17 protein-coding genes and 2 tRNA genes are annotated in these 19,448 nt (G+C 46.7%); all 19 read right to left on the bottom strand.

Annotated features, from left to right (window positions below; translation table 11 throughout):
- Nucleotides 1–440: 440 nt before the first annotated feature.
- Nucleotides 441–833, bottom strand: coding sequence for an adenylyltransferase/cytidyltransferase family protein (locus LCM31_RS12010; protein WP_224870402.1), 393 nt, complete (start codon nucleotides 831–833; stop codon nucleotides 441–443).
- Nucleotide 834: 1 nt separating this feature from the next.
- Nucleotides 835–2,124, bottom strand: a complete 1,290-nt coding sequence (locus LCM31_RS12005) for a discoidin domain-containing protein (RefSeq protein ID WP_224870400.1) — start codon at nucleotides 2,122–2,124, stop codon at nucleotides 835–837.
- Complete coding sequence (locus tag LCM31_RS12000) at nucleotides 2,072–3,349, bottom strand: glycosyltransferase family 4 protein (protein WP_224870398.1); 1,278 nt, start codon at nucleotides 3,347–3,349, stop codon at nucleotides 2,072–2,074. The genes LCM31_RS12005 and LCM31_RS12000 overlap by 53 nt, the downstream gene beginning before the upstream one ends.
- Nucleotides 3,346–4,800 carry a glycosyltransferase family 2 protein gene (locus LCM31_RS11995; protein ID WP_224870396.1) on the bottom strand — a complete coding sequence of 485 codons (1,455 nt, stop codon included), beginning with the start codon at nucleotides 4,798–4,800 and terminating at the stop codon, nucleotides 3,346–3,348. Before LCM31_RS11995 ends, LCM31_RS12000 begins: the two co-directional genes overlap by 4 nt.
- The gene (rfbD, locus tag LCM31_RS11990; RefSeq protein ID WP_224870394.1) at nucleotides 4,797–5,726 is read right to left on the bottom strand and encodes a dTDP-4-dehydrorhamnose reductase; all 930 of its coding nucleotides are present in this window, start codon (nucleotides 5,724–5,726) and stop codon (nucleotides 4,797–4,799) included. Before rfbD ends, LCM31_RS11995 begins: the two co-directional genes overlap by 4 nt.
- Nucleotides 5,723–6,265: a dTDP-4-dehydrorhamnose 3,5-epimerase gene (rfbC, locus tag LCM31_RS11985; protein ID WP_224870392.1), complete on the bottom strand. Its 543-nt coding sequence runs from the start codon at nucleotides 6,263–6,265 to the stop codon at nucleotides 5,723–5,725. The genes rfbD and rfbC overlap by 4 nt, the downstream gene beginning before the upstream one ends.
- A 7-nt stretch (nucleotides 6,266–6,272) precedes the next feature.
- Nucleotides 6,273–7,892 (bottom strand): sulfotransferase family 2 domain-containing protein, encoded by a 1,620-nt coding sequence (locus tag LCM31_RS11980; RefSeq protein ID WP_224870390.1) that lies wholly within the window; start codon nucleotides 7,890–7,892, stop codon nucleotides 6,273–6,275.
- A gap of 27 nt (nucleotides 7,893–7,919) precedes the next feature.
- Nucleotides 7,920–9,728 (bottom strand): glycosyltransferase family 2 protein, encoded by a 1,809-nt coding sequence (locus LCM31_RS11975; protein WP_224870388.1) that lies wholly within the window; start codon nucleotides 9,726–9,728, stop codon nucleotides 7,920–7,922.
- Nucleotides 9,722–10,567 (bottom strand): glycosyltransferase, encoded by an 846-nt coding sequence (locus LCM31_RS11970; protein ID WP_224870386.1) that lies wholly within the window; start codon nucleotides 10,565–10,567, stop codon nucleotides 9,722–9,724. The genes LCM31_RS11975 and LCM31_RS11970 overlap by 7 nt, the downstream gene beginning before the upstream one ends.
- Nucleotides 10,564–11,508, bottom strand: a complete 945-nt coding sequence (locus tag LCM31_RS11965; RefSeq protein WP_224870384.1) for a glycosyltransferase family 2 protein — start codon at nucleotides 11,506–11,508, stop codon at nucleotides 10,564–10,566. Before LCM31_RS11965 ends, LCM31_RS11970 begins: the two co-directional genes overlap by 4 nt.
- A gap of 11 nt (nucleotides 11,509–11,519) precedes the next feature.
- On the bottom strand, nucleotides 11,520–12,260 hold the full coding sequence (locus tag LCM31_RS11960) for an ABC transporter ATP-binding protein (RefSeq protein ID WP_224870382.1): 741 nt from the start codon (nucleotides 12,258–12,260) through the stop codon (nucleotides 11,520–11,522).
- A 2-nt stretch (nucleotides 12,261–12,262) separates the two neighbouring features.
- Nucleotides 12,263–13,021 (bottom strand): ABC transporter permease, encoded by a 759-nt coding sequence (locus LCM31_RS11955; RefSeq protein ID WP_224870380.1) that lies wholly within the window; start codon nucleotides 13,019–13,021, stop codon nucleotides 12,263–12,265.
- 89 nt (nucleotides 13,022–13,110) lie between these two features.
- Nucleotides 13,111–13,983: an NAD(+) kinase gene (locus LCM31_RS11950; RefSeq protein ID WP_224870378.1), complete on the bottom strand. Its 873-nt coding sequence runs from the start codon at nucleotides 13,981–13,983 to the stop codon at nucleotides 13,111–13,113.
- Nucleotides 13,984–14,236: 253 nt separating this feature from the next.
- Nucleotides 14,237–15,166, bottom strand: a complete 930-nt coding sequence (locus tag LCM31_RS11945; RefSeq protein ID WP_224870376.1) for a 1-aminocyclopropane-1-carboxylate deaminase/D-cysteine desulfhydrase — start codon at nucleotides 15,164–15,166, stop codon at nucleotides 14,237–14,239.
- A gap of 43 nt (nucleotides 15,167–15,209) precedes the next feature.
- On the bottom strand, nucleotides 15,210–16,004 hold the full coding sequence (locus LCM31_RS11940; protein ID WP_224870374.1) for an RES family NAD+ phosphorylase: 795 nt from the start codon (nucleotides 16,002–16,004) through the stop codon (nucleotides 15,210–15,212).
- Nucleotides 16,005–16,012: 8 nt separating this feature from the next.
- A complete protein-coding gene (locus LCM31_RS11935) occupies nucleotides 16,013–16,375 on the bottom strand; it encodes an MbcA/ParS/Xre antitoxin family protein (RefSeq protein WP_224870372.1) in 363 nt (120 codons plus the stop codon).
- A 204-nt stretch (nucleotides 16,376–16,579) separates the two neighbouring features.
- A tRNA-Asp gene (locus tag LCM31_RS11930) sits at nucleotides 16,580–16,656 on the bottom strand.
- A 94-nt stretch (nucleotides 16,657–16,750) separates the two neighbouring features.
- Nucleotides 16,751–16,826: transfer RNA gene (locus tag LCM31_RS11925), tRNA-Val, on the bottom strand.
- A gap of 159 nt (nucleotides 16,827–16,985) precedes the next feature.
- A complete protein-coding gene (locus LCM31_RS11920; protein WP_224870370.1) occupies nucleotides 16,986–19,385 on the bottom strand; it encodes a DUF6351 family protein in 2,400 nt (799 codons plus the stop codon).
- Nucleotides 19,386–19,448: the final 63 nt, after the last annotated feature.

The raw sequence follows: 19,448 nt of genomic DNA, 5'->3' as shown, positions 1-19,448 counted from the left end.
TTACTATCAAATTAAACGACCGCCCATTCTGAGCCATGGAAATGCCTCACTTTTTAAAGTTCCAGCTAGTGCAGAAGTCCCATGAGCAGCGCCTTTGCCCCCCAGTTTCCTTTATGCTGGCACAGCCAAATAAGTTATATTTGGGCACTCCAAAAGACATATTTTTTGACACAGACGAATACCGGGACTTAGTTACCAGCAAAAAGATCAAGCCACAACTACTTTGAAACATTGAATCCCATCACTTCGTACTTCATTCTCAATATTCAGCGTTGACAGACTAATCAAGCTGTATAAAGCCGGAACTAAAATGAAATTATTACCTCAATCATCACTCAATCAAGCTTTACTGAGTATGACAATAACTCTTAGGAAAAGACAGCCAAATTCATTGCTTGAAAATTCAATAAAAAATTCAGAAATAAGGGCCGCAATATGTTTTAAGTGTTGGATATCACTTCAATTAATTTAGTAGTCGAGATACTAGGTGTTCGGGGTAAGTAAACCACTTCACATATCTCCCTAAACATATCAAACTTACCCTCCCAATCATCTCCCATGACAAGCACGTCAGCCCCATAGTAAGTTATATATTCAGATTTCTTTTCTAAGGATGCTTCCGGAAAACAAAAATTAACAAAACGCATGCTGTTAACAATTTGCATGCGGTCAGCCTCGGAGTAAACTGGATATCGACCCTTTTTATTGTAATTTAATTCATCCGTTGAAACACCGACAATAAGAGTGTCTCCGAGTGCAGCAGCCCTTTTAAGCAGTTTTACATGGCCTACATGGAACACATCAAAAGTTCCGAAGGTTATTACAGTCTTCAACCTAGACTCCAAAATATAGGAATTTATACTCTTCTTTGGCTCGCCCCCAATCAAACTTCCAAAAGGGATCTGGCTTTCTCCAATTGGGGCCGTAGTTAACTTGCAACAAAGACTCTGGCTTCGAAGGCAAAGTCAGATCATGACCATGAAAGCTTTCCGTCTTAACCGGAAATATAGCCCTCTCATCTATTGCCCTCCTAGGAAGCGGGTTGATCGAGCAGCGTCCACCCTCTATAAAACCAGTAAAGATATCTAACTTGACGCCGCCCGGTGATACACACCAATAATGAGCGACATTTGACTCCTGGACACCACAACCCTTACCGCGCAAAAACTTGGCTAGAGCTATTCTTTCTTCCAATATTTCTTTCGCACTAGAGGAATTTCCGATGTAGCAAATATCGAGATCGTCATCATGCGGTATGAAGTCTCCCTCTCGAACCATACCCAAAAGAGTCCCAGATGTTATGAATGCGGATACACCAAACTCATCATTTAGCCAGTCCAGAATTCGTTTAAGTTCCGCACATATTTTGGCTTTTTCCTCGTCACCACAAAAGGAGAAGGTCTTCAAGAACCCATGCGGCCCCATAGCAAGACCATGACTCCTAATTACCGTATTTATCGATGCATGAAAGGATGCCGCTTCGGTTACTCTACCCTCCGCAACCATTCTATTAAATAAAGAAACTGCTTTACTGTGTTCGAGAGCGGCGGCGTACGCAATTGCTTTCTCCTCATCATTCAGTTCCTGTGAGAGAAAGGCCCGTAGTCCATTCCAGTTATCAAAGACAACATCCCAGGACTTCAGATCGCTTGAAACTTCAACCTTCAGACTAAGTGCGCGAGTAAAAAACTCCCCCTCCCTGTTAAACACTCTAATGGAGGCAATATCGATAATTTCTCGAAGATCAATCAAAAGCCAGGGCGATTCCTCTCTCTGGGTATGAAACCCGCAGCCACCATTCTTCTGACCATTGACCACACCCGCTCCCTGATATTTAATTTCACCGTTAAAAAAGCTACTACATAGCACCGGTTTATTTAAAGCGACATTAATACCTGACTTGCTAAGCACTTCTACTTCATCTAGGTGGAATGACGTTACAGTCTGCAGACTGAGCCTTACAAAGCGTGCTTTATTCCCCTGAACACTCACCTCCAAGGGTGAACCTGACTTAACACCACGAAAGAACTGAAAACCAGAATTTTCAATAGCGCCTTTTATTTCAAATACATCAAGCGATTTCTGAGGCTTCTTGATTTTGAATAGCATGATAATTAACTCCATAAATTTCAAAATGCTGATTCAGGCACTCAGCGATCGTTAAAGGCGGCGCAATGTTATCAGAAAGCTTCCCGCGGAGAGTCGAGTCCTCAATTACTCTGACGATAACCTCAGCCAAACCCTGATGCTTATCCGCTCGAAAGTGTAAGCCATCTACCTCGTCGTTAATCTTTTCCGCCATCCCACCAATGTCACTCGTTATAATTGGCACTCTAGCACTGAAGGCTTCCTGAATTACCATTGGTGAGTTCTCCCACCAAATAGATGGAATAACCACCCAATCAGTCGCACTTAAAAGCCCAGGTAGCTCATGCGACTCGTACGAACCACAAAAAGTGACAACACCCCTTGTTTTCCTGAGTAAGCGCTTTATTTTTTTTTGATACTCACCCCGCTGGCTGTCAAAATTTGCACCATGAATTTCAACTACCAATCTCTCTCTATATTTTTTGCTGAGAGAGCTTATGGCGCCCAAAAGGACATCGATCCCCTTAAATGGATTCACTTGACCAAAGAAGGCAAGTTTTATTTTTCTCTGGTCATCTGCCTCAGCGCACTTGTCAGTTGAAATAATCGCTTCAAGTTGGGGCTGACCATTTTCAATCACAGATATGTCTTTCTCCGAGATGCCCCAATCAACATATCTATTCTTCAGAAAAAGTGAGGGGGATACGAAGTGATCAACATTTTTGAAGATGTTCTTTAAATATTTCTCTCTTAGAAAGAAATCACCAGGAGATTTCTCTGGGAAGCAATTATTACAGTCTCGAGGACTATACTGATAACAAAGCTTGCCGTTGGTTTTGTACATAAGGCCATTATTGTGACAAATGGCCAAATACTCATGCAACGTCAGAACAATTCTCGCTTGAGGCAATGTTCTCCGGACGATTTCAATTGCCTCGATTCCAATCTGGAAATAGTGATGGAAATGGACCACATCGGGCTTTATTTTAAGCAATAAGTCCCTTAGGTCTCCCCACAAGTGCTTTGTCTTAAGGCTGGAAAAAAGAAAGCCATCATCCATCGTTGTATGAAAAAGAATCTCTCGTGGATCATTTCTCTGCGAGAATGCGGCCCCACCATGAGGTAATAACTCAGTACGCGCCAAAAAATATGCATCATGACCTTGCCGCCGCAACTCTTTAAATAAATTATAAGCTGCGACTTCAGCCCCACCTTTATTGAAATCGGGATGCCCGTGCGATACGACTAAAATTCTACTCATTCTTCAACCACCCGCTCGATCTGGGACTCCCACTTATTCAACTGATGCACATTGTTAAGCATGGTCAACTTTGTTTTCCAATTATCTTCGGAAACCAACCCTTGGGACAATCGCTCCAGATGGTATAGGACAACATCGTTATCAACATAGATATCAAAGCCATGTTGCAGAACTTTGAGGCAAAGGTCTGAATCTTCGAAGTCACCAAGAACGTACAATGGGTCAAAGCCACCAACTTCTTCGTAGAGTGACTTTTTCATGAGCATACAAGCCCCGGTAGTTAGCTGCACCTTAGTTACGCCTCGAGACTTCACCAAATCCCATGGCATCCCTTTACACGGGTGATGATTCAGCCAAAGCCCTGGAAAGCTGGAGTCTCTACGAAATTCCATGGCCATATGCTGCACAGAATTGTCTTCATACAGTAGCGCGGCCCCTAAAATTCCAACATTATCAAGGCTCTCGAAGGTCTTAATGAGATCCTGCGTCCAACCTGGCTTTGAAGGTAAAATGTCAGAGTTCAGTAGTAGCACTCTTTCAGCTCGCGCATTTGCAACACCAAGGTTATTTGCGCCTGCAAACCCAAGATTCTGCGTGGACACAACCAGCTTAAATGGTAGGCCGAAAGTCTTGAAAACCCCCTCGCAGGTGACTAAAAACTCATGTTTTAGTGAGGGGTCATCCAATACGTAGATAACTTCGACATTGGCAAAATTCTCATCGTCGGAAAAACTTGCCACTTGATGCTGTACAAAATCGTACCGCCCATAAATAGGTACAATAATGCTTAGCGCCGGATCATCCGGGAGCACGCCGTGAGTTACAACCCTTACTGGATTTGGCTTTGAAGTCCTTTTCTTCCAGACACTCTGTACCCTATCAAGCACACCGGCACGGGCACGCTCTACAAAGTCTTCCGCATGCAGGTTCAAGGTACCCAACTCAGTCTGGATCTTCATGATCTCAGGGTCTAGGGTAATCGCCGCCGTTGCTGTAGCGACCTGGCCGGAAGCAACATCATTTTTCTCAATGAACTTAAGCGCCAATGCACCCTTCTCGCCCGCTTGTCCCGCGACGATATTTGGCGACGTTACGCTGTTAAACTTCTGGCCAGCAAGAGGGAAGGATATTCCATTAACAGAGGCGACCAAATTGGCCACATCACTCAACCCGTCGATAACAACAATAAAACCAAAGCAGTGTGACTCACCTTGAAAACCCAGCTGCCCTATTACATCAGCACGAGTAAATTTAAAGAGCTTACTTTCTAATGTGCTCTTGGTAGAACCATTGCTCCAGCTAATCGAAGTCGCTGGATCCGTTCGGCTCCCCACCCAACCGGACAAAACGATCTTCCCCGGAACTTGGAGCATGTAATCGATATTTAGGGCAACTTTTTTCTGGAGCTTTGACCGCAGTAATTGCTTCGCCCACAGTGCAGACCTTCTCATACATCAAGCCCCACTTCACGGCGGGTTTTATCTTCTTTGATCACATCCAAAACTTTGGACAACTCGCAAGACCAATGGGATGCTCCAATAGCCAATAATGAACGCAATTTAGAAGTATCCATCACACTATAATGTGGGCGATGCGCTGGTGTCGGGTACGCTTCACTTGGGATACAGTCCACCTCAATTTGACGGGAAAGTAGGCCTCGATCAAGCGCTTCTCTTTGAACAGCAACTGCAAAGTCGTACCAAGATGCTACCCCTGCATCGGACCAATGAAAGATTCTATCTTCCATATTTAGCCGAACGGCTTCTCCGGTCTTGAATTTATCCACTAGCTGCCAAATTATGCTTGCTAACCGAGAGGCGCTGGTCGGAGTACCAACTTGGTCGCCCACCACTGCCAAACGATCCCGACTCGCCATCAATCTCAGCATCGTCTTTACAAAATTACTACCGTAGCTGGAATAGACCCATGAGGTGCGAATAATCGCATAATTCTCAAGCCCGGAGGAAATTATGCGATTTTCGCCCAAGAGCTTACTACGCCCATATTCACTTTGGGGCGATGTCTTGCTATCCACCGTGTATGGTCTAGAACTGCAGCCGTCAAAAACAAAATCTGTCGAAACATGAATCAAGGCTGCATCAGTTTTGTGACAGGCTTCGGCCAAGTAGCCTGGGGCATCAGCGTTCGCCGCATGACAAGACTCGCGTTCAGTCTCTGCCAAATCGACTTTGGTATATGCTGCAGCATTTATGACTACATGCGGACTAAACTTAGATAGCGCATTCGAAACTGATTCCGCATTTGTAATATCCAAATCTGCTCGCGAGAGAGAGATCACTTCATAGCCGTTTGGTGACGCACTAGTTAATTCTTGGCCCAACTGCCCATTTGCCCCTGATATCAAGACCCTGATCATGAATAAACCTCCGCAGACTCCAAGCGAGGGGCATTCTGATCCTTTTCAGACAGCTGTGGGGCGCCCATCAGAGGCCACTCAATACCAATTTCCGGATCATTCCAAATAATATTGCGATCATATTCAGGCGCATAAAAATTGGTACACTTATACACGAATTCTGCGGTTTCTGACAAAACGCAGAAGCCATGAGCAAACCCCTCTGGCACCCACAATTGCCGTTTATTCTCAGCTGAAAGTTCAACACCAACCCATTGCTTGAATGTAGGCGACGACTGTCTTAAGTCCACGGCAACATCAAACACGCTACCATGCGTTACTCTTACCAATTTCCCCTGAGGTTGCTTAATCTGATAGTGCAGGCCTCGCAAAATATTCTTCTTTGACAAAGATTGGTTTTCCTGAACAAAATCAGTATTACCTATTTCGCTATTAAAGATATCTTGGCGAAAGGTCTCCATGAAGTAGCCTCGGTCATCGCCAAAGACTTTTGGCTCAATTATTTTTACTCCCGGTATCGTAGTTTCAGCAAACTTCATAGTCATTTTATGCCTTTTCTCTTAGCGCTTTGGCAGCATCAGAATTCATTTCGAGCAGCTTTTTCCTGAAAAGCATTTCGGCCGCTTGATAGAGCTCAAAATCTTGGGAGTTTCTCTCGCAGATCTTCTCATACAGGTATTTGTTGAGCTCAACTTTTTGTACATGTGGGGATTCATTATTTTTAACTTCGACAAGCTTCAAATCATACTTCCAATTAAGGTACTCAATCGACTTTGAATATTCCTCGGTCAACCCAACGAAAGCGACTTTTGAAAGGCTTTTCAGTGGTAGGTATTTGCTCTGGGAATTGTGAACTGAGTCTTGATCGATAAATTCCTCGAAAGAAATCCTCAAACCCTGATGTCGACACCTATGCTTGTAAAGAGAGATTAGGCGATCCACCGGATGCCGCAAAAAGGTAAATGTGTTTTCAAGAGGTATAACCCTATTGTACCTCGAATATTTTACATGCCCAGCGATCCAAGGATTCCGGTATCTCAGCAATTGCCGGAGCAATTCATCTGGCTCGCATTTTTGAGTCAAAAAAAGATATGGGAGACTCTCTTCATGTCCCCTCTGCTTCGGATAGTCAGCGATCAGGTTTGCATCGCCAACTGACAATCTAAGTGACTCCCGAAAGCTGGTTCCCGCAGTTTTTGGGATATGGAGAAAGAGACGAGGGGAGGCAGGAGGCACCTTTGGAAAAAGGTCATAACGTACTTTCGACTTGAGTATCGAGTTACCTAACAAAGAAATGCGGTGCTTTAGATAATGACGTAGTTTGTTATCCTTCTTTTTATTCTCGGGCACCCCATAAAATAACTTTCTCATATACTCAGAACCTTCACGCTCAGGAAGGGCTGTTACTAGATCAAGCCTCCAATCCTCCGAGTCATATCCGGCAAACTGTAAATACTTATAAAAGGCCGGCTTTAGGTATCCAACATCATCAGCGGTAAACCACCGCCTCCAATTCCCATAGGACTTGCTTCTAACAACGCGCTTATGAGCTTCTGATACCCCAACATCGCGCTTAACCGGAAAACCGAGATACTTTTCCAAGTCATCAAGTTGACCGTCAATTAAATCTTCGTAACGTATTACATGCCAATCCTTCGATAAACCCTTCAAAAACTTGATAACTGGTTCGTAACTTTCAGAGAGCTTTTGTCTAAGCCCAGAAAAGGCAGAGGGGTTTTGATTTGCCAAGAAAACAAATGGTACCGAATCCGGTCTCGATTCCTTAAGCATTACCAAATCGAGAGTTCTGTTAAATTTACTTTCTTCCGGGCTATGGCCGGCGTGCCAGCGATAAAATACCTGACTGATATAACGATCACGCGGATCACGAGTAATAAAAATTTTCTTATCAAAGTGATCTTCGTGCTTTAAGATCTCATCCGCTGGTACGCCTGAGTCGAATAGAGTTTTTACAACTTCGTCCTCTACTGAGCGCTGTCTTTTTTCCCCTTTGACATACTCCAGCTCTCCATCAACGCGCCATATTTTTTTAGGCTCAAATGAATTTGTAACCTTTCTTCCGCAATATTCTTCGAGAGAAGCTTGAACTCGAGCTGCCAAAATTGTGGTCCCACTTTTAGCGAGGCCATATACCAAAACTCTCATAACACAGGATTCTTTTTTAAAACTAAATCAAAAGGTTTTAAGCGCAAAATCTTCTCGACTAAGCGTCAAATTTTCGTTATACGCCGGATCTTTAAACTCATGGGTATTCCAGCGCTTTTTCATATATTCGATTTCTTTCATAAAGCGGGTACGGGCAGCACCTTTTTTGTCACTACCCCGAGACACAGATTCGTGATGATACAATTCCGCATGGGGTGTCCAGATGTTGCGTAGTCCTAGCTCATGGACCTTCAAACACAAATCAACATCGTTGAAAGCTACTGTTAAGTTATCTTCATCCAGCCCGCCCACCGTTAGGAATGTCTCTTTCTTGATCAGGAGGCAAGCCGCGGTTACCGCTGTATAGTTCTGGGTACTAACCAATCGACACATGTACCCTTCGCTAGCTCTTGAAAAATTCTTGTGCGCATGACCTGCAACCCCGCCATAGCCGATAACGACCCCGCCGTGTTGACATGTGCCATCCGGATAGTAGAGCTTCGCACCGACACAGCCCACGTCAGATCTAGCGCAATGAGCCACCATGGTTTCCAGCCAATCAGGACTAATTACCTCAATGTCATTATTAACTAAGGCTATAATCTCACCTGAGGACCTAGATACCGCAAAATTATTGATCGCTGAATAATTGAACTTTCCTGGATAATCAATTATTTTTACTCTGTTTAATTTCGCAAGTGCTTGGAAGTATTCGTAGGTTTCTCTTTCTACCGAATTGTTATTAATTACCAAGATTTCAATATTTTGGTAAGTTGACTTTTCTATAATAGAGTCAATACATTGACGTAGAAGCTCTACCTGATCCCTCGTTGGGATAATAATGCTAACAAGCGGTTTCTGCCCAACTAAATTCCACTGAACGCACACAGTCTCTTTGCTTAGCCCGTTCCGGACTTCAAAACCGCGCTGAGCGCCGATTAATTCAAGTGTTTCACGAGCAAGTTGTGAAACTGGTCTTCCAGGCTCAACACTGACTTCAGTTTCAACCAGAGCATAAGGTATATGCCGAATATCTACGTCCGGATAACTACTTAAGACAATAGCTAAAGCGTGATTAATCGCATCAACGCTCTCTGCCCAACCGGCACCGGGTAAATTGACGCCTCGCAGCTGTTCGCATTTAAAACAGATTGAGGAGGGTAAATAATTATACTCGTATAGATAGTCCGGACAGAATTCTGGCCGCCCCTCGAAAACCGGCTTGGGAGCTATATTAGTCGCGACGTCACTATAAATTGCATCAGGATATTCGCACACTCTGGTAAAGTAATTAAATGTACTGATGGCATACTGATTGAGCATATCGCCAGCATTCAGGAACAGCACGTATTCGTGCTTGGCAAGTGGTAGCCGGGTCACCTCTTGAAGCGCCCGCACTACACCTAACCCTGAATCAAGCAGGTTAAATTGAATTTTGTGTAATTCTGGAAAGGAGTTATACAGGGCTTCTGTGTAGTCAACCTCGGATGCAAACAACGTAATCTTGCAAGTATTCTCAGCCTGATTGAGGACGCTTTCGACTGTCTTACAAACCACTGAAGCACTTGACCCCTGTGCGTCAATTACAATATGAATCAAGTTACCAGTTTCATCGCGCTCGCGAGCTGCTATTACTTCAAGCTCTTGCGACTGTCGAGCCTTCAGCATTTTAAAGGCATATCTATCCCGGTAAGAGTCATCCCGGAAGAAGTTAAACACTTTCGATATGGCGCCTATAGCCTTCAGATGACGACGCACAGACTTAGGAACCCTGCTTGCCAGTCTAAATGTATAATCTGAGACTAAAACCCGTAGCTTTACCACGTAGTTCAACATACTTCTTTGCCCACTCCTAACCCTAACTTTATTCGACCCCAGTAGAAGCGTGCGGCTGAGACCAGGAACCGATATATATGTTTTCGTCCCTTTTTACTCGTATTACCACCATGGTGGATAACTTGAAAGCTTGGCTCAATCAGGGCGGAAGTTTCCATCAAGGCTCTTAACGAAAGATCATAATCCTCAAAATACAGGAAATAGCGCTCATCAAATCCACCCACTTTCTCCAAAATGTCGCGATGAAATAGCATGCAACAGCCTGAAAACACTGACCTTGACCCTGCAGGGACATGTATCCGCTGGTTTTGATATGCCGCAGCACTAAGAGCCCCCTTAAACTTCCTTTTAATGAAATCTGGTGCTACTGAGCGAAGGAATATATATCTAGGGCTGAACTCGCTAAAGTGTGGGCGCAATGGGGCCCCATCAGAGTTCACAATTTTGGGCAGCACGAGACCTGTAACCCCTGGCTCTATACCATGGACTGCTGTAGTAATAGAGTGCGAAAGAAACTCAAGATCAGGATTAATAATCAGGTGAATATCAGCTGAAGACTGGGTAATAAGCTCATTATGGCCGGCGCCAAACCCCCTATTCTTTGATACAAACACCTCTATTTGGACCGATTCGGGAAGACACAGGCTATTGATAAGTACACGCAACTCATGGCCATACTCCGCAAGTTCGGAGTTGTCGAGCAGGCACACTGCGGCTGAATTAATTACGTTGTCACTAATAGCAGCACGAAGCTCAAGCAACAAGCTTTTCAAGCACTTTTCAAGTGTTTTTGACTCTGTATCGTGACAGACCATGCCCACTGATAACTTAGTAGTCATAAAGACAGTCCCGCCACAGCCTCAGAATTCACTTCTGCCAATGTCTTTCTATTTTTTTGATACCGGGCCGCTGCAACGATAGCCTTCAAATGTTCATACCGAGCCTTATCAAAAAACACAAAAAACAATATTTTCAAAGAAGCCCTGAGAATTACATTTATTTTCCAAGACATGCTGACATATTCACGCTTAGATAAAATCAAAATGTTTCGATTAATATAGAATGTACGAATAGGTGAATGTGTCTTAACCAATGGAAGTCCCATGATCGTCGAGCGCCCCTCTCCAATCTCATGAGTAAATTTCGCGTCCACCACCCCGAAAAGCTGAAATCCTAGCGCGAGAGCTCTGCTGCACCACTCCAAATCAACACTGTCTATAAATAGTTGATCGTCATATCCACCGATTTTTTTCAGAGACTGAACGGGTATTAATGTCCCTGATGTAATCAGGAAGTCTACGGGGACGGAGCCCTCGCACTCCTCAGGAAGCAACTTTGTGGGCTTCCATTTTCCAAATTGTATTAGAGGTTGACTTTGATTAGTAAATCGACACGTATGAATTCCACCCAGCGCAGCAACATTCACTCCCTGGCCGCACAACTCTCTATACGCCGAAATTAGTGTCTTTGCGTAACTTTTGCTTGGTATGGAGTCCTGATCAAAAAGTAAAACAAACTCCTTATTCCTTTGGACTGCAATTCCAAATATAGCGTTTGCAGCCCCCGAAATTCCGATGTTTGCTTGACCAGCAACAACGGAACAACTTAGGTTCCTCTCGGACATCCCGATGATAGAATCAAGATTATCTGAAGCATTATCGTATACGACCACATCACAATCCTGCCCCGAAACCCTTTCGAGGAGGGCCTCAAAAACAGACAAATCTGGATTATAAGTAACGATACCGATCAGGGTCCCAGTTGCTGGAATTTGAGGCATAACCATTTTCTTCAAACTGCAACTAATTTTTGAGTTCTCCCGGCAGCTTGGGGATTGCTCTCGAATGATTTAGCGTAAGCGGCCGCCACCGATTCGCTATCTCCTAACTCCACGACGGTACCCTTCTCCAACCAAATCGCTTGGGAACAAATACTCTCGATAAGGCGCGATTCGTGCGAGACGAGGACAACTGCGGTATCCCCTTTTATAAGCTCAGCAATCTTCTCTTCTGATTTTTTCCTAAAGGCTCGATCACCTACAGACATTGCCTCGTCGATAAGAAGAAGATCAGGCTCTGAAAACGCCGAAATAGCAAATGCCAAGCGAGCTTTCATTCCTGAGGAAAAACTAAAAACAGGCCGACTGAGGTTTTCACCCAACTCCGTATAGTCAACAATTTGATCAAGCTTTTGGCGCACTTCGCCTCGGCTCATCCCCATCAGCAAACCTGTCAGGGTAATATTATCAAAACCGGTCATATAAGGAACAAAACCATTTTGAAGCCCTATGAAAGCTGATCGAACTTTCTCACCAGCTAGGACTCTGCCCTCGTCGGGCTGATAGATGCCTGCTAAAAGTTTCAGCAGAGAGCTTTTTCCCGCTCCATTCCTACCAAGCACACCAATCTTCTCTCCGCGACAGATCTCCATGCTGACATCAGAAAGTACTTTTTTCTTAGAGGACTTAAAGATGTTGTAGCCACTTTTGTAGCACAACGATACCCCATCCAGTTTCAAGACTCTGTCTTTCACGACTAAATCAACCTCTTTGGTATCTCACCACGAAGACGCCCCAACATGAAATACGAGAAAATAAGAATAGGTAGGTGGGTTCCAATTATGACTAGGAAAATCAAAGGGTCGATCCTTTCACCATAGAGGAGAAGATCGCGTACACCTTCAATAATATGTGCAAAGGGATTCCAAAATAGAATCCTCTGGGCCATTTCGGACATTTCATGAATTGGAAAGATAACGCCCGATAAGAACATCATAAGCATCGTGCCACGTGAAATTACAATCTGCACATCAGGCACAAATGGCATGATCACGCTAAAGAAGACCCCATAACTAAACGAAGTCAAGATCGCACAAAAAACCCAAAGCGAAAAATCGACAGCGTTTCCAAAGTTCAGCACGTTCTGGGTAGCTAGAAGAGCGAGCACACACATAAGTATGAAAATATACTTTAACGTACTTACTAATAAGCTAACCAAAGGAAAGACAAAAGGGTGAACTCTGAAGTTTTGGAGCACACTTTTTTTTCTAAAAACCGAAGCCCCACCTTGGTTGACTATCTCCATCATCCAGCGCCAAGTTGTTATCCCGCAAACTAATGCATAGACGAAGTCACCACTGCCCTTGAGGTGAGCAAACAAGAAGTAGAAAACACCCACAAACAGGCACGGTTCCAAAACCCACCAAACAGGCCCCAGCAAGTACTTGTCCAATTCGGACTTGAGCTCGGACAGAAACAAATAGCTTGTCAGCCCTTTATAATCGATTGAGTTCAATGTAATTCTCTCTTTTCGTCCAAAATACTACTAACAAGGCTTTAACCACTTTCCAAGCCGCAAACCCACACATGGTGGAAACGCCTCTTCTACATGGTTTGCCAATTAAGCTTTGAACGACAAGTTTCATAAAAATTGTGATCAATTGGGTGAATCAAAGTAAGCCGATGGGGTTTTTTGTGAATTCGAATCACATCGCCGGGCTCAGTTATTACTTGTTCATGTCCATCACACGTTACATGTGGGTTAGCAACATTCTGTTCACCGACAATGACTTTGAACTCGCTACTACCCTCAACAACTATCGGGCGACTGCTAAGAGTGTGCGGATTCAATGGCACAACGACGATAGCATCCAGTTTTGGATGCATGATTGGACCACCACCGGACAGTGCGTAGGCCGTAGACCCTGTGGGAGTTGAGATAATCAGTCCGTCTGAGCGCTGGGTGTAGACGAACTGCCCATCAATATACAAGTCAAATTCGATCATACGAATGAATTCGCCTGGATGTATCACAACGTCATTAAGAGCAGAACCTTTCCCAACAGGCTTACCTTCTCGCGTGACCGACATTTCAAGTAGGAAGCGACTCTCGGCCATGTATTTTCCGGCCAGTACTTCGCCAACCTTTTGCTCAATTTGATCGGGGGTAATATCGGTAAGAAAGCCAAGACGGCCGCGATTGATTCCTAGCAACGGAACGCTGTACTTGGCAAGCGCGCGGGCGGCACCCAAAAGACTGCCATCACCACCAACCACGATAACCAGATCACAGAGCTCGCCAAGCCTCTCTTTAGAGGAGGTGCGGGCGGGATAGTCCGAAACTGCCGTGGCAGTCTCGTTTTCGAGCACAACGGAGTACCCTTCCCGCTCTAGGAACCCCATCAAGCGCTTGAGCGAGGTAACCGCACTATCACTTTCCGTTCGGCCAATAAGGCCAATATTCTGAAATTCCGACACCGCTCCCCCAAGGTGCCCGAATCTGGGCAAAAACAGTTTTATGGTTATGCGTGCCTGCAGCGATATATGCGTTTTCTACACTGCGGATCAATCACTGATGCCCAATAAATAGACGCGTGCGCATAAATTGACAGGTAATTATGCCTTAGGGGAAAGTGGGAGTCGAACCAGATAATGCTGCTTAAATGATTGATCAGTCAGCCAGCAGAAAGAACAAAATACGAGCGCCACACCAAGGGGAAACGTCTACTTTTTATACAATTCCGCGTCGACCTTGAAGTCCTCCAGTATGCACCAACAAGACTTTCCACTGGCGCTTACTGTGCCTTCCTTGCTTTAACTGAGTGCAGCGCCTCATGAGCGCATAAATCACCTTCGCAGTGTAGACGTGATCAATGGGCAAATACGCCTTTTGCTCTAGCTCCTTCTGGAAAGCAAGCAACCGATCATTGACTTTCCCATAGCCCCCCTGGTGCCCATCTGCAATCAAAGTAGTCCTCATTGGTCTCGAGCCAGCGAGACCCCATTCTTTTACCGCCGCGAGAATGCTCTTCTCAGCCTTAAGTACGGCGACACCGAACAGCTTGATTGTTGGAGGCAGTCCGGATGCCAAGGCCCCAAGGCTCAATCCTGTACCGCAGGCCACCCAACACTGATCAAATGCGACCGGGCTTGTCTCCCGGATCACGCGCCCCAAAAGACGAACGCCGCTTGCGCCCAGAGAGTTTGCTCCTCCCTCTGGTACAAACCAGCTGCCTTCCATCTTGAGACCGAGGCTTGCTGGAAGACTCAGTTCACGACACTTACGATAATCACTGCGGCACACAAACCTCAACTCCATCCCAAATCGCTCAGCATCCTGCAACATTGCACCCAATACTGGCGGTCTTTCACCCCGGATGATGCCGATTGTTTTAAACCCAAAGCGCTGCCCTGCCGCTGCGGTAGCGTGTATATGATTTGACCACGCACCACCACAGGTAACGATTGTGTCTTTGCCCAGTTTACGAGCCTCGAGCAAGTTATATATGAGCTTATAGGCTTTGTTCCCGGAGATGATGGGATCGATCAGGTCGTCACGGCGCACCCACAGGTCGATATTGGGAAAAAGCTCGGAATTGATCTGCTGATAAGGGACATTTTCTGCGGCATCAACAAAAGCGTCGAGGCTTAACTCAGTCAAGTAGCGAACCATCAATAAGAGACCAATTATTAAACAGTTGGAGTCAGGCGGGGAGCGGCAAGGTACCGGAAGCCAAGAAAACCGATTTATTGAAAGTTGTTGTGCGTACGCTATTTCCGGACTTCACCAGGAATGAAACCCCATCGGTTGTCGTTTCAGCAGTTACTTCTGCTTCAATGGTCGGCGCTCTGGGAAGCAGTGCCGCGGGATCAAATAGTGCGACATTGATGCCCTCACCACCAGCGCCCCCTCCGGTTTGAGGTAACTCGCAAATACCCGCCATCAGTGCACGAGCAGAGAACGCTTCCACACCCTGTACATTGCTCTCTCGCAGCTGTGCTCCCAACGTTTGACAAAAACTGTATTGGGAATGGTGTGTGAGCTGCGGCCAGTGGTGTCGCCAAGTTTCGGCCTGTAGCCGCACGCCTGGGTCGGCGCAATATTTTGCCGAGAAGATCTGATGGAAGCTTGTGACTGGCGCCATCGGTGCTTCGACCATATCGTTGATAAAAAGCAGACGATAGTAGGCCGCCTCAATCAACACGGTATCAATGGTTTTGCTTCCATAGAAGATGCCACTCTCTGCGATACCGCCAAATCTTGAGCCCCAGGGCAACGGCGGATAGCGGAATGGCGTGGCCAGAAGATAGTGCAGCTGTTCGCTACCCGGCAGTCGAACCGGCTTACTTTGCTCTAATAAGTTTTCGAGAATCTCTTGCTTTTGCAGGCTGTCGACCAAGCTTCTGGTTGCAACCTCCTCTTGAGACTCGATAATTCGATAGAGTCGTCCAAGTAAACGCACTGCGGATTCACGAATTTTGCCGCGCAGATCGTCCACACCCGCCTTCACACCTTCCCTCGCATCGCATCAAGATAGGTCACAATTCGCACGAGACCGTCAATACGGCGCGCCAGTTCTTTCGGGATTCCGTTAAGCGCTCGATTGGCGGTTGCAAACCAGGTTTTAGCCCCCTCTTCTCCCCCCATAAGAACGAAGGCAGAGCGATAGGCCCTGATGAGCAACAGTGCTAACTGGCCTTCAGCACTTTGGGGGGAAAGACCACTGCGACGACGCAGTGTTCGATCATCCAGGTGAATGATGCCGCTAAGCTCGGTTTTCTTGAGCCCCAAATGATTGGCGGTACTGATGGTTGCCTCGAGCAGAACCTGGTCTTCAGTAGCTTGTGGGGTATGGGCTGGGCTCGCCATATCGCCTCCGGAGTCAATTTAAGAGGTCACATGACCAAATATATTCCGATTTTGGACAAATGGCAATTTTTAGGGTGACGGACATTATAGTTGGTGACACACTCGGAGGGGGGGGTAGGGACTGAACCGGGCTTCAGCATCCAGCCAGTAATCTTCCAGATACAAAAAAGGCCCTGTTCTTTCGAACAGAGCCTTTTTTGTATTTGGCGGACCGGACGGGACTCGAACCCGCGACCTCCGGCGTGACAGGCCGGCATTCTAACCAACTGAACTACCGGTCCTCGGTAGTACTTCCAGAGAGGGAAGTGACTCGCGCCGTCCTGGCACTCGCCCTGCGGGCGACTTCGTCGTCTTAATCCGCTCCCAGCGGATTAATGGTGGGTGGTACAGGGGTCGAACCTGTGACCTACGCCTTGTAAGGGCGCCGCTCTACCAACTGAGCTAACCACCCAATTCGGTAACTTCTAATCGAAGGTTTCCGTTTTGCTCTGGGGTTATCCCCCGAGAGCGAGGCGCATCTTACCGGACTGGAGTTTGGTGTCAACAAAAAAGACGCCAAAAATTTTAAAAACTTTCAGCGCCTATTTATTCACCAGAGGTTACGCTTAGCCTACTCCTCCGACACTGGTGATTCTACCGACACAGGCGTGGGAACGACCTCTTCCTCAGGCTCAGAATCCTGTGCAATTTGCGCAGGAACCAATCGATAATCGGACTCGACTGACTGACCGGCAATCATCACATCACCGACCTGTGGAAACAGCGGTCCACTTGGGCGAGCAATATCACCGAGATTGTAGTTGCACACACCGTCCGGGAAAATCCGTCGCATGTCGTCAATACGCTCTACGATTTCATCCGTGGCCTGACCATAGACCTCTTTGGCAACGGCACGCTCTAGCGGCTGCAAAGCGCACTTGAACACATCACCGGTAATCGGGGCACCGGCCATCATCCGCGACGTACTGTAAATCGGGTAGAGCTGCATACAGGCACCATCAGCCTTGTAATTCCACGCACCGTCCCAGACATCCGAACCCGCAGCCAGCACGTTGCCATCTTTATCAAAACAACGATCGGTCGCCTCGACCGGCTTATTGCCGGCAACACCACGCTCTGGGTTTTCAGCAATTTTCTGGATCCAGTGATCGATAATATCTAGCGCCTCATCAACCGGGTCATACTTCTTGTGGCTCATCCAGATCAACTGGTTATCCGCGTGTCCCCGTGCCCGTCGAATACGCTCACGACTGGAAAAAGAAGCCAAGCTATGATGCATGTCCAGCTCACCTTCCAGGTAATGACGCAGATCAACAATCGGAATTTCGACATCGCCAAGGAACACGTGTCCCGAGCGATAAATACCCTCGATGGCGTCCATGCTGGCAACACTTCTAGGCGCCGGGCTATCCAGGCTTCCTAAATTCATGTTGTGTTCACTCCAGACAGACAGGTCTACTGGGAACAGATCGCCGTTCATAAACCAGAGCTTTTCTCCACCCTGCTCTAAGGGTGCTTTCCACCCTCCGATCGTCGCGTTCAGGTGGAGGAACTCATCAATGCTTAGCTTTCCTCTTTTTAGCGCCTCAAGACCGTACTGCACCCCTTGGTTATCCCATGCGCTGTTCGCGTAACCATCGTGCCCAGCCCCATAAAAATCCCGCAAGTCTTCCCAGTGCGTCCAATGGGTATTGTCTGCAACCTCATCGGCATAGCTGGCCTTGAAGTGAATGAAATTTGGGTTGTTAACCAGCGGCACCAGCCCGCGCCAGCCTTGAACGCACTCAGACGTGCCATTAGCGACACCACGATAACGGGGGTCAAAAATAGCTACTGTATCTTCCAAAATTTTAAAGCGATGCTCAAAGTCTGCCTTGGTGGCAAGCCCGATAATGGGCTCGCGTTCAGCTACGTTCTTCCAGCGCGAATTTTCCGCGACGATTACATCGAAGTAATACTCTAACGGCTCGCAGTCAAAGACATAAATGGTCTGGCTTACCATATCTGGGTAGGAGTAGAGCGGTATTGCGGCATCCAGCACCCCCGGTGCATTCTGGGCAATCAGGTACTGCTGAATCGCTCCGCCCGAACCGCCAATACCAACGGTAAACAACGGCTCACCATAGAGTGATACAAACTGCTTCTTCAGCCGCCGCGCCGTGTCTTCGGCAAGCCAGATATTGTAGTGATTACTGGTCTGGTTGGCGGTCGAATAGACGATGGCATATCCGCGAGCCAACTGATCTTCACGGCGCTCGACAATCGCATTCCGCCCCATATTACCTTGGCGGCGACCAACACCTACACCACCACGAAACTGATAAACCAGGCGCTTATTCCAATTACTACCATTCGGTTTCTCTGCAGTTTCACCTTCCCCACGTAAGACAGCGATGGCGTAATGGAAGCGATTAATGGTGCCGGTTTCCAAACGCACAACGAAGTCCGTGGTACGCCCGTTTACCGTCACCTTGTCGATATCATTGTTGGCTTTCTCTAACCGATGGAACAAGCCATCCACGGTGCTCCGATAAAAATAGGATACAGAAGTTGCGTGGCTGCAGTCGCGGCTATAACCAATTACTTCATCCGTTTTTTGCCCTTCTTCGTCGAGAGAAAAAATCGGAATACCTTGGCCCGCATGATTGTCTACCAGCGGCTGGAGGTGGGTAACCTTATTTTGTCCGCATAGAAATGGGTAAGTTGAGGGACCAGAAAATAGAGTTTCTACCGGACCACTCTCGCCTATCGCAATGGGAAATGGAAAATATTCTGCCGGGCGTCCGCTTTTTCTAGGGTGGTCACCGAGATACGCTGATTGAGGAAGATGATCGAGCGCCCCTTCGGGCACACCGACAACGGGCGCCTTAGGCACGCCAGGAAGCCGTGGCAAGTTTTCATAGGCAAACCAGCCACCCAACCCGAGCAACAAAAAAAACGCGGCAACAACACTCGTCACAATCCGCCGGACACCAAGTCGCGCGAAAAAACTCCTTGCGCTCAAAGCCATATGCGCCTCCCTACGCCATGTGTTCCTAGTGCACCGATCGACAGAAACGACTGTCAGCAAATA

The sequence above is a fragment of the Microbulbifer agarilyticus genome, assembly GCF_020171345.1.
GTDB classification, from domain to species: domain Bacteria; phylum Pseudomonadota; class Gammaproteobacteria; order Pseudomonadales; family Cellvibrionaceae; genus Microbulbifer; species Microbulbifer agarilyticus_D.
The sequence above is the reverse complement of the archived record's forward strand: the minus strand, read 5'-3'. Positions and strand labels throughout refer to the sequence as shown.

Excerpts from the sequence above, each read along its gene's own strand:
- LCM31_RS11970 (WP_224870386.1), bottom strand. The coding sequence starts at position 10,567 with ATGACTACTAAGTTATCAGTGGGCATGGTCTGTCACGATACAGAGTCA.
- rfbC (WP_224870392.1), bottom strand. The coding sequence starts at position 6,265 with ATGAAGTTTGCTGAAACTACGATACCGGGAGTAAAAATAATTGAGCCA.
- LCM31_RS11935 (WP_224870372.1), bottom strand. The coding sequence starts at position 16,375 with ATGGCGAGCCCAGCCCATACCCCACAAGCTACTGAAGACCAGGTTCTG.
- LCM31_RS11980 (WP_224870390.1), bottom strand. The coding sequence starts at position 7,892 with ATGAGAGTTTTGGTATATGGCCTCGCTAAAAGTGGGACCACAATTTTG.
- LCM31_RS12005 (WP_224870400.1), bottom strand. The coding sequence starts at position 2,124 with ATGGAGTTAATTATCATGCTATTCAAAATCAAGAAGCCTCAGAAATCG.
- LCM31_RS11920 (WP_224870370.1), bottom strand. The coding sequence starts at position 19,385 with ATGGCTTTGAGCGCAAGGAGTTTTTTCGCGCGACTTGGTGTCCGGCGG.
- LCM31_RS11975 (WP_224870388.1), bottom strand. The coding sequence starts at position 9,728 with ATGTTGAACTACGTGGTAAAGCTACGGGTTTTAGTCTCAGATTATACA.
- LCM31_RS11965 (WP_224870384.1), bottom strand. The coding sequence starts at position 11,508 with ATGCCTCAAATTCCAGCAACTGGGACCCTGATCGGTATCGTTACTTAT.
- LCM31_RS11995 (WP_224870396.1), bottom strand. The coding sequence starts at position 4,800 with ATGAGAAGGTCTGCACTGTGGGCGAAGCAATTACTGCGGTCAAAGCTC.
- rfbD (WP_224870394.1), bottom strand. The coding sequence starts at position 5,726 with ATGATCAGGGTCTTGATATCAGGGGCAAATGGGCAGTTGGGCCAAGAA.
- LCM31_RS12000 (WP_224870398.1), bottom strand. The coding sequence starts at position 3,349 with ATGAGTAGAATTTTAGTCGTATCGCACGGGCATCCCGATTTCAATAAA.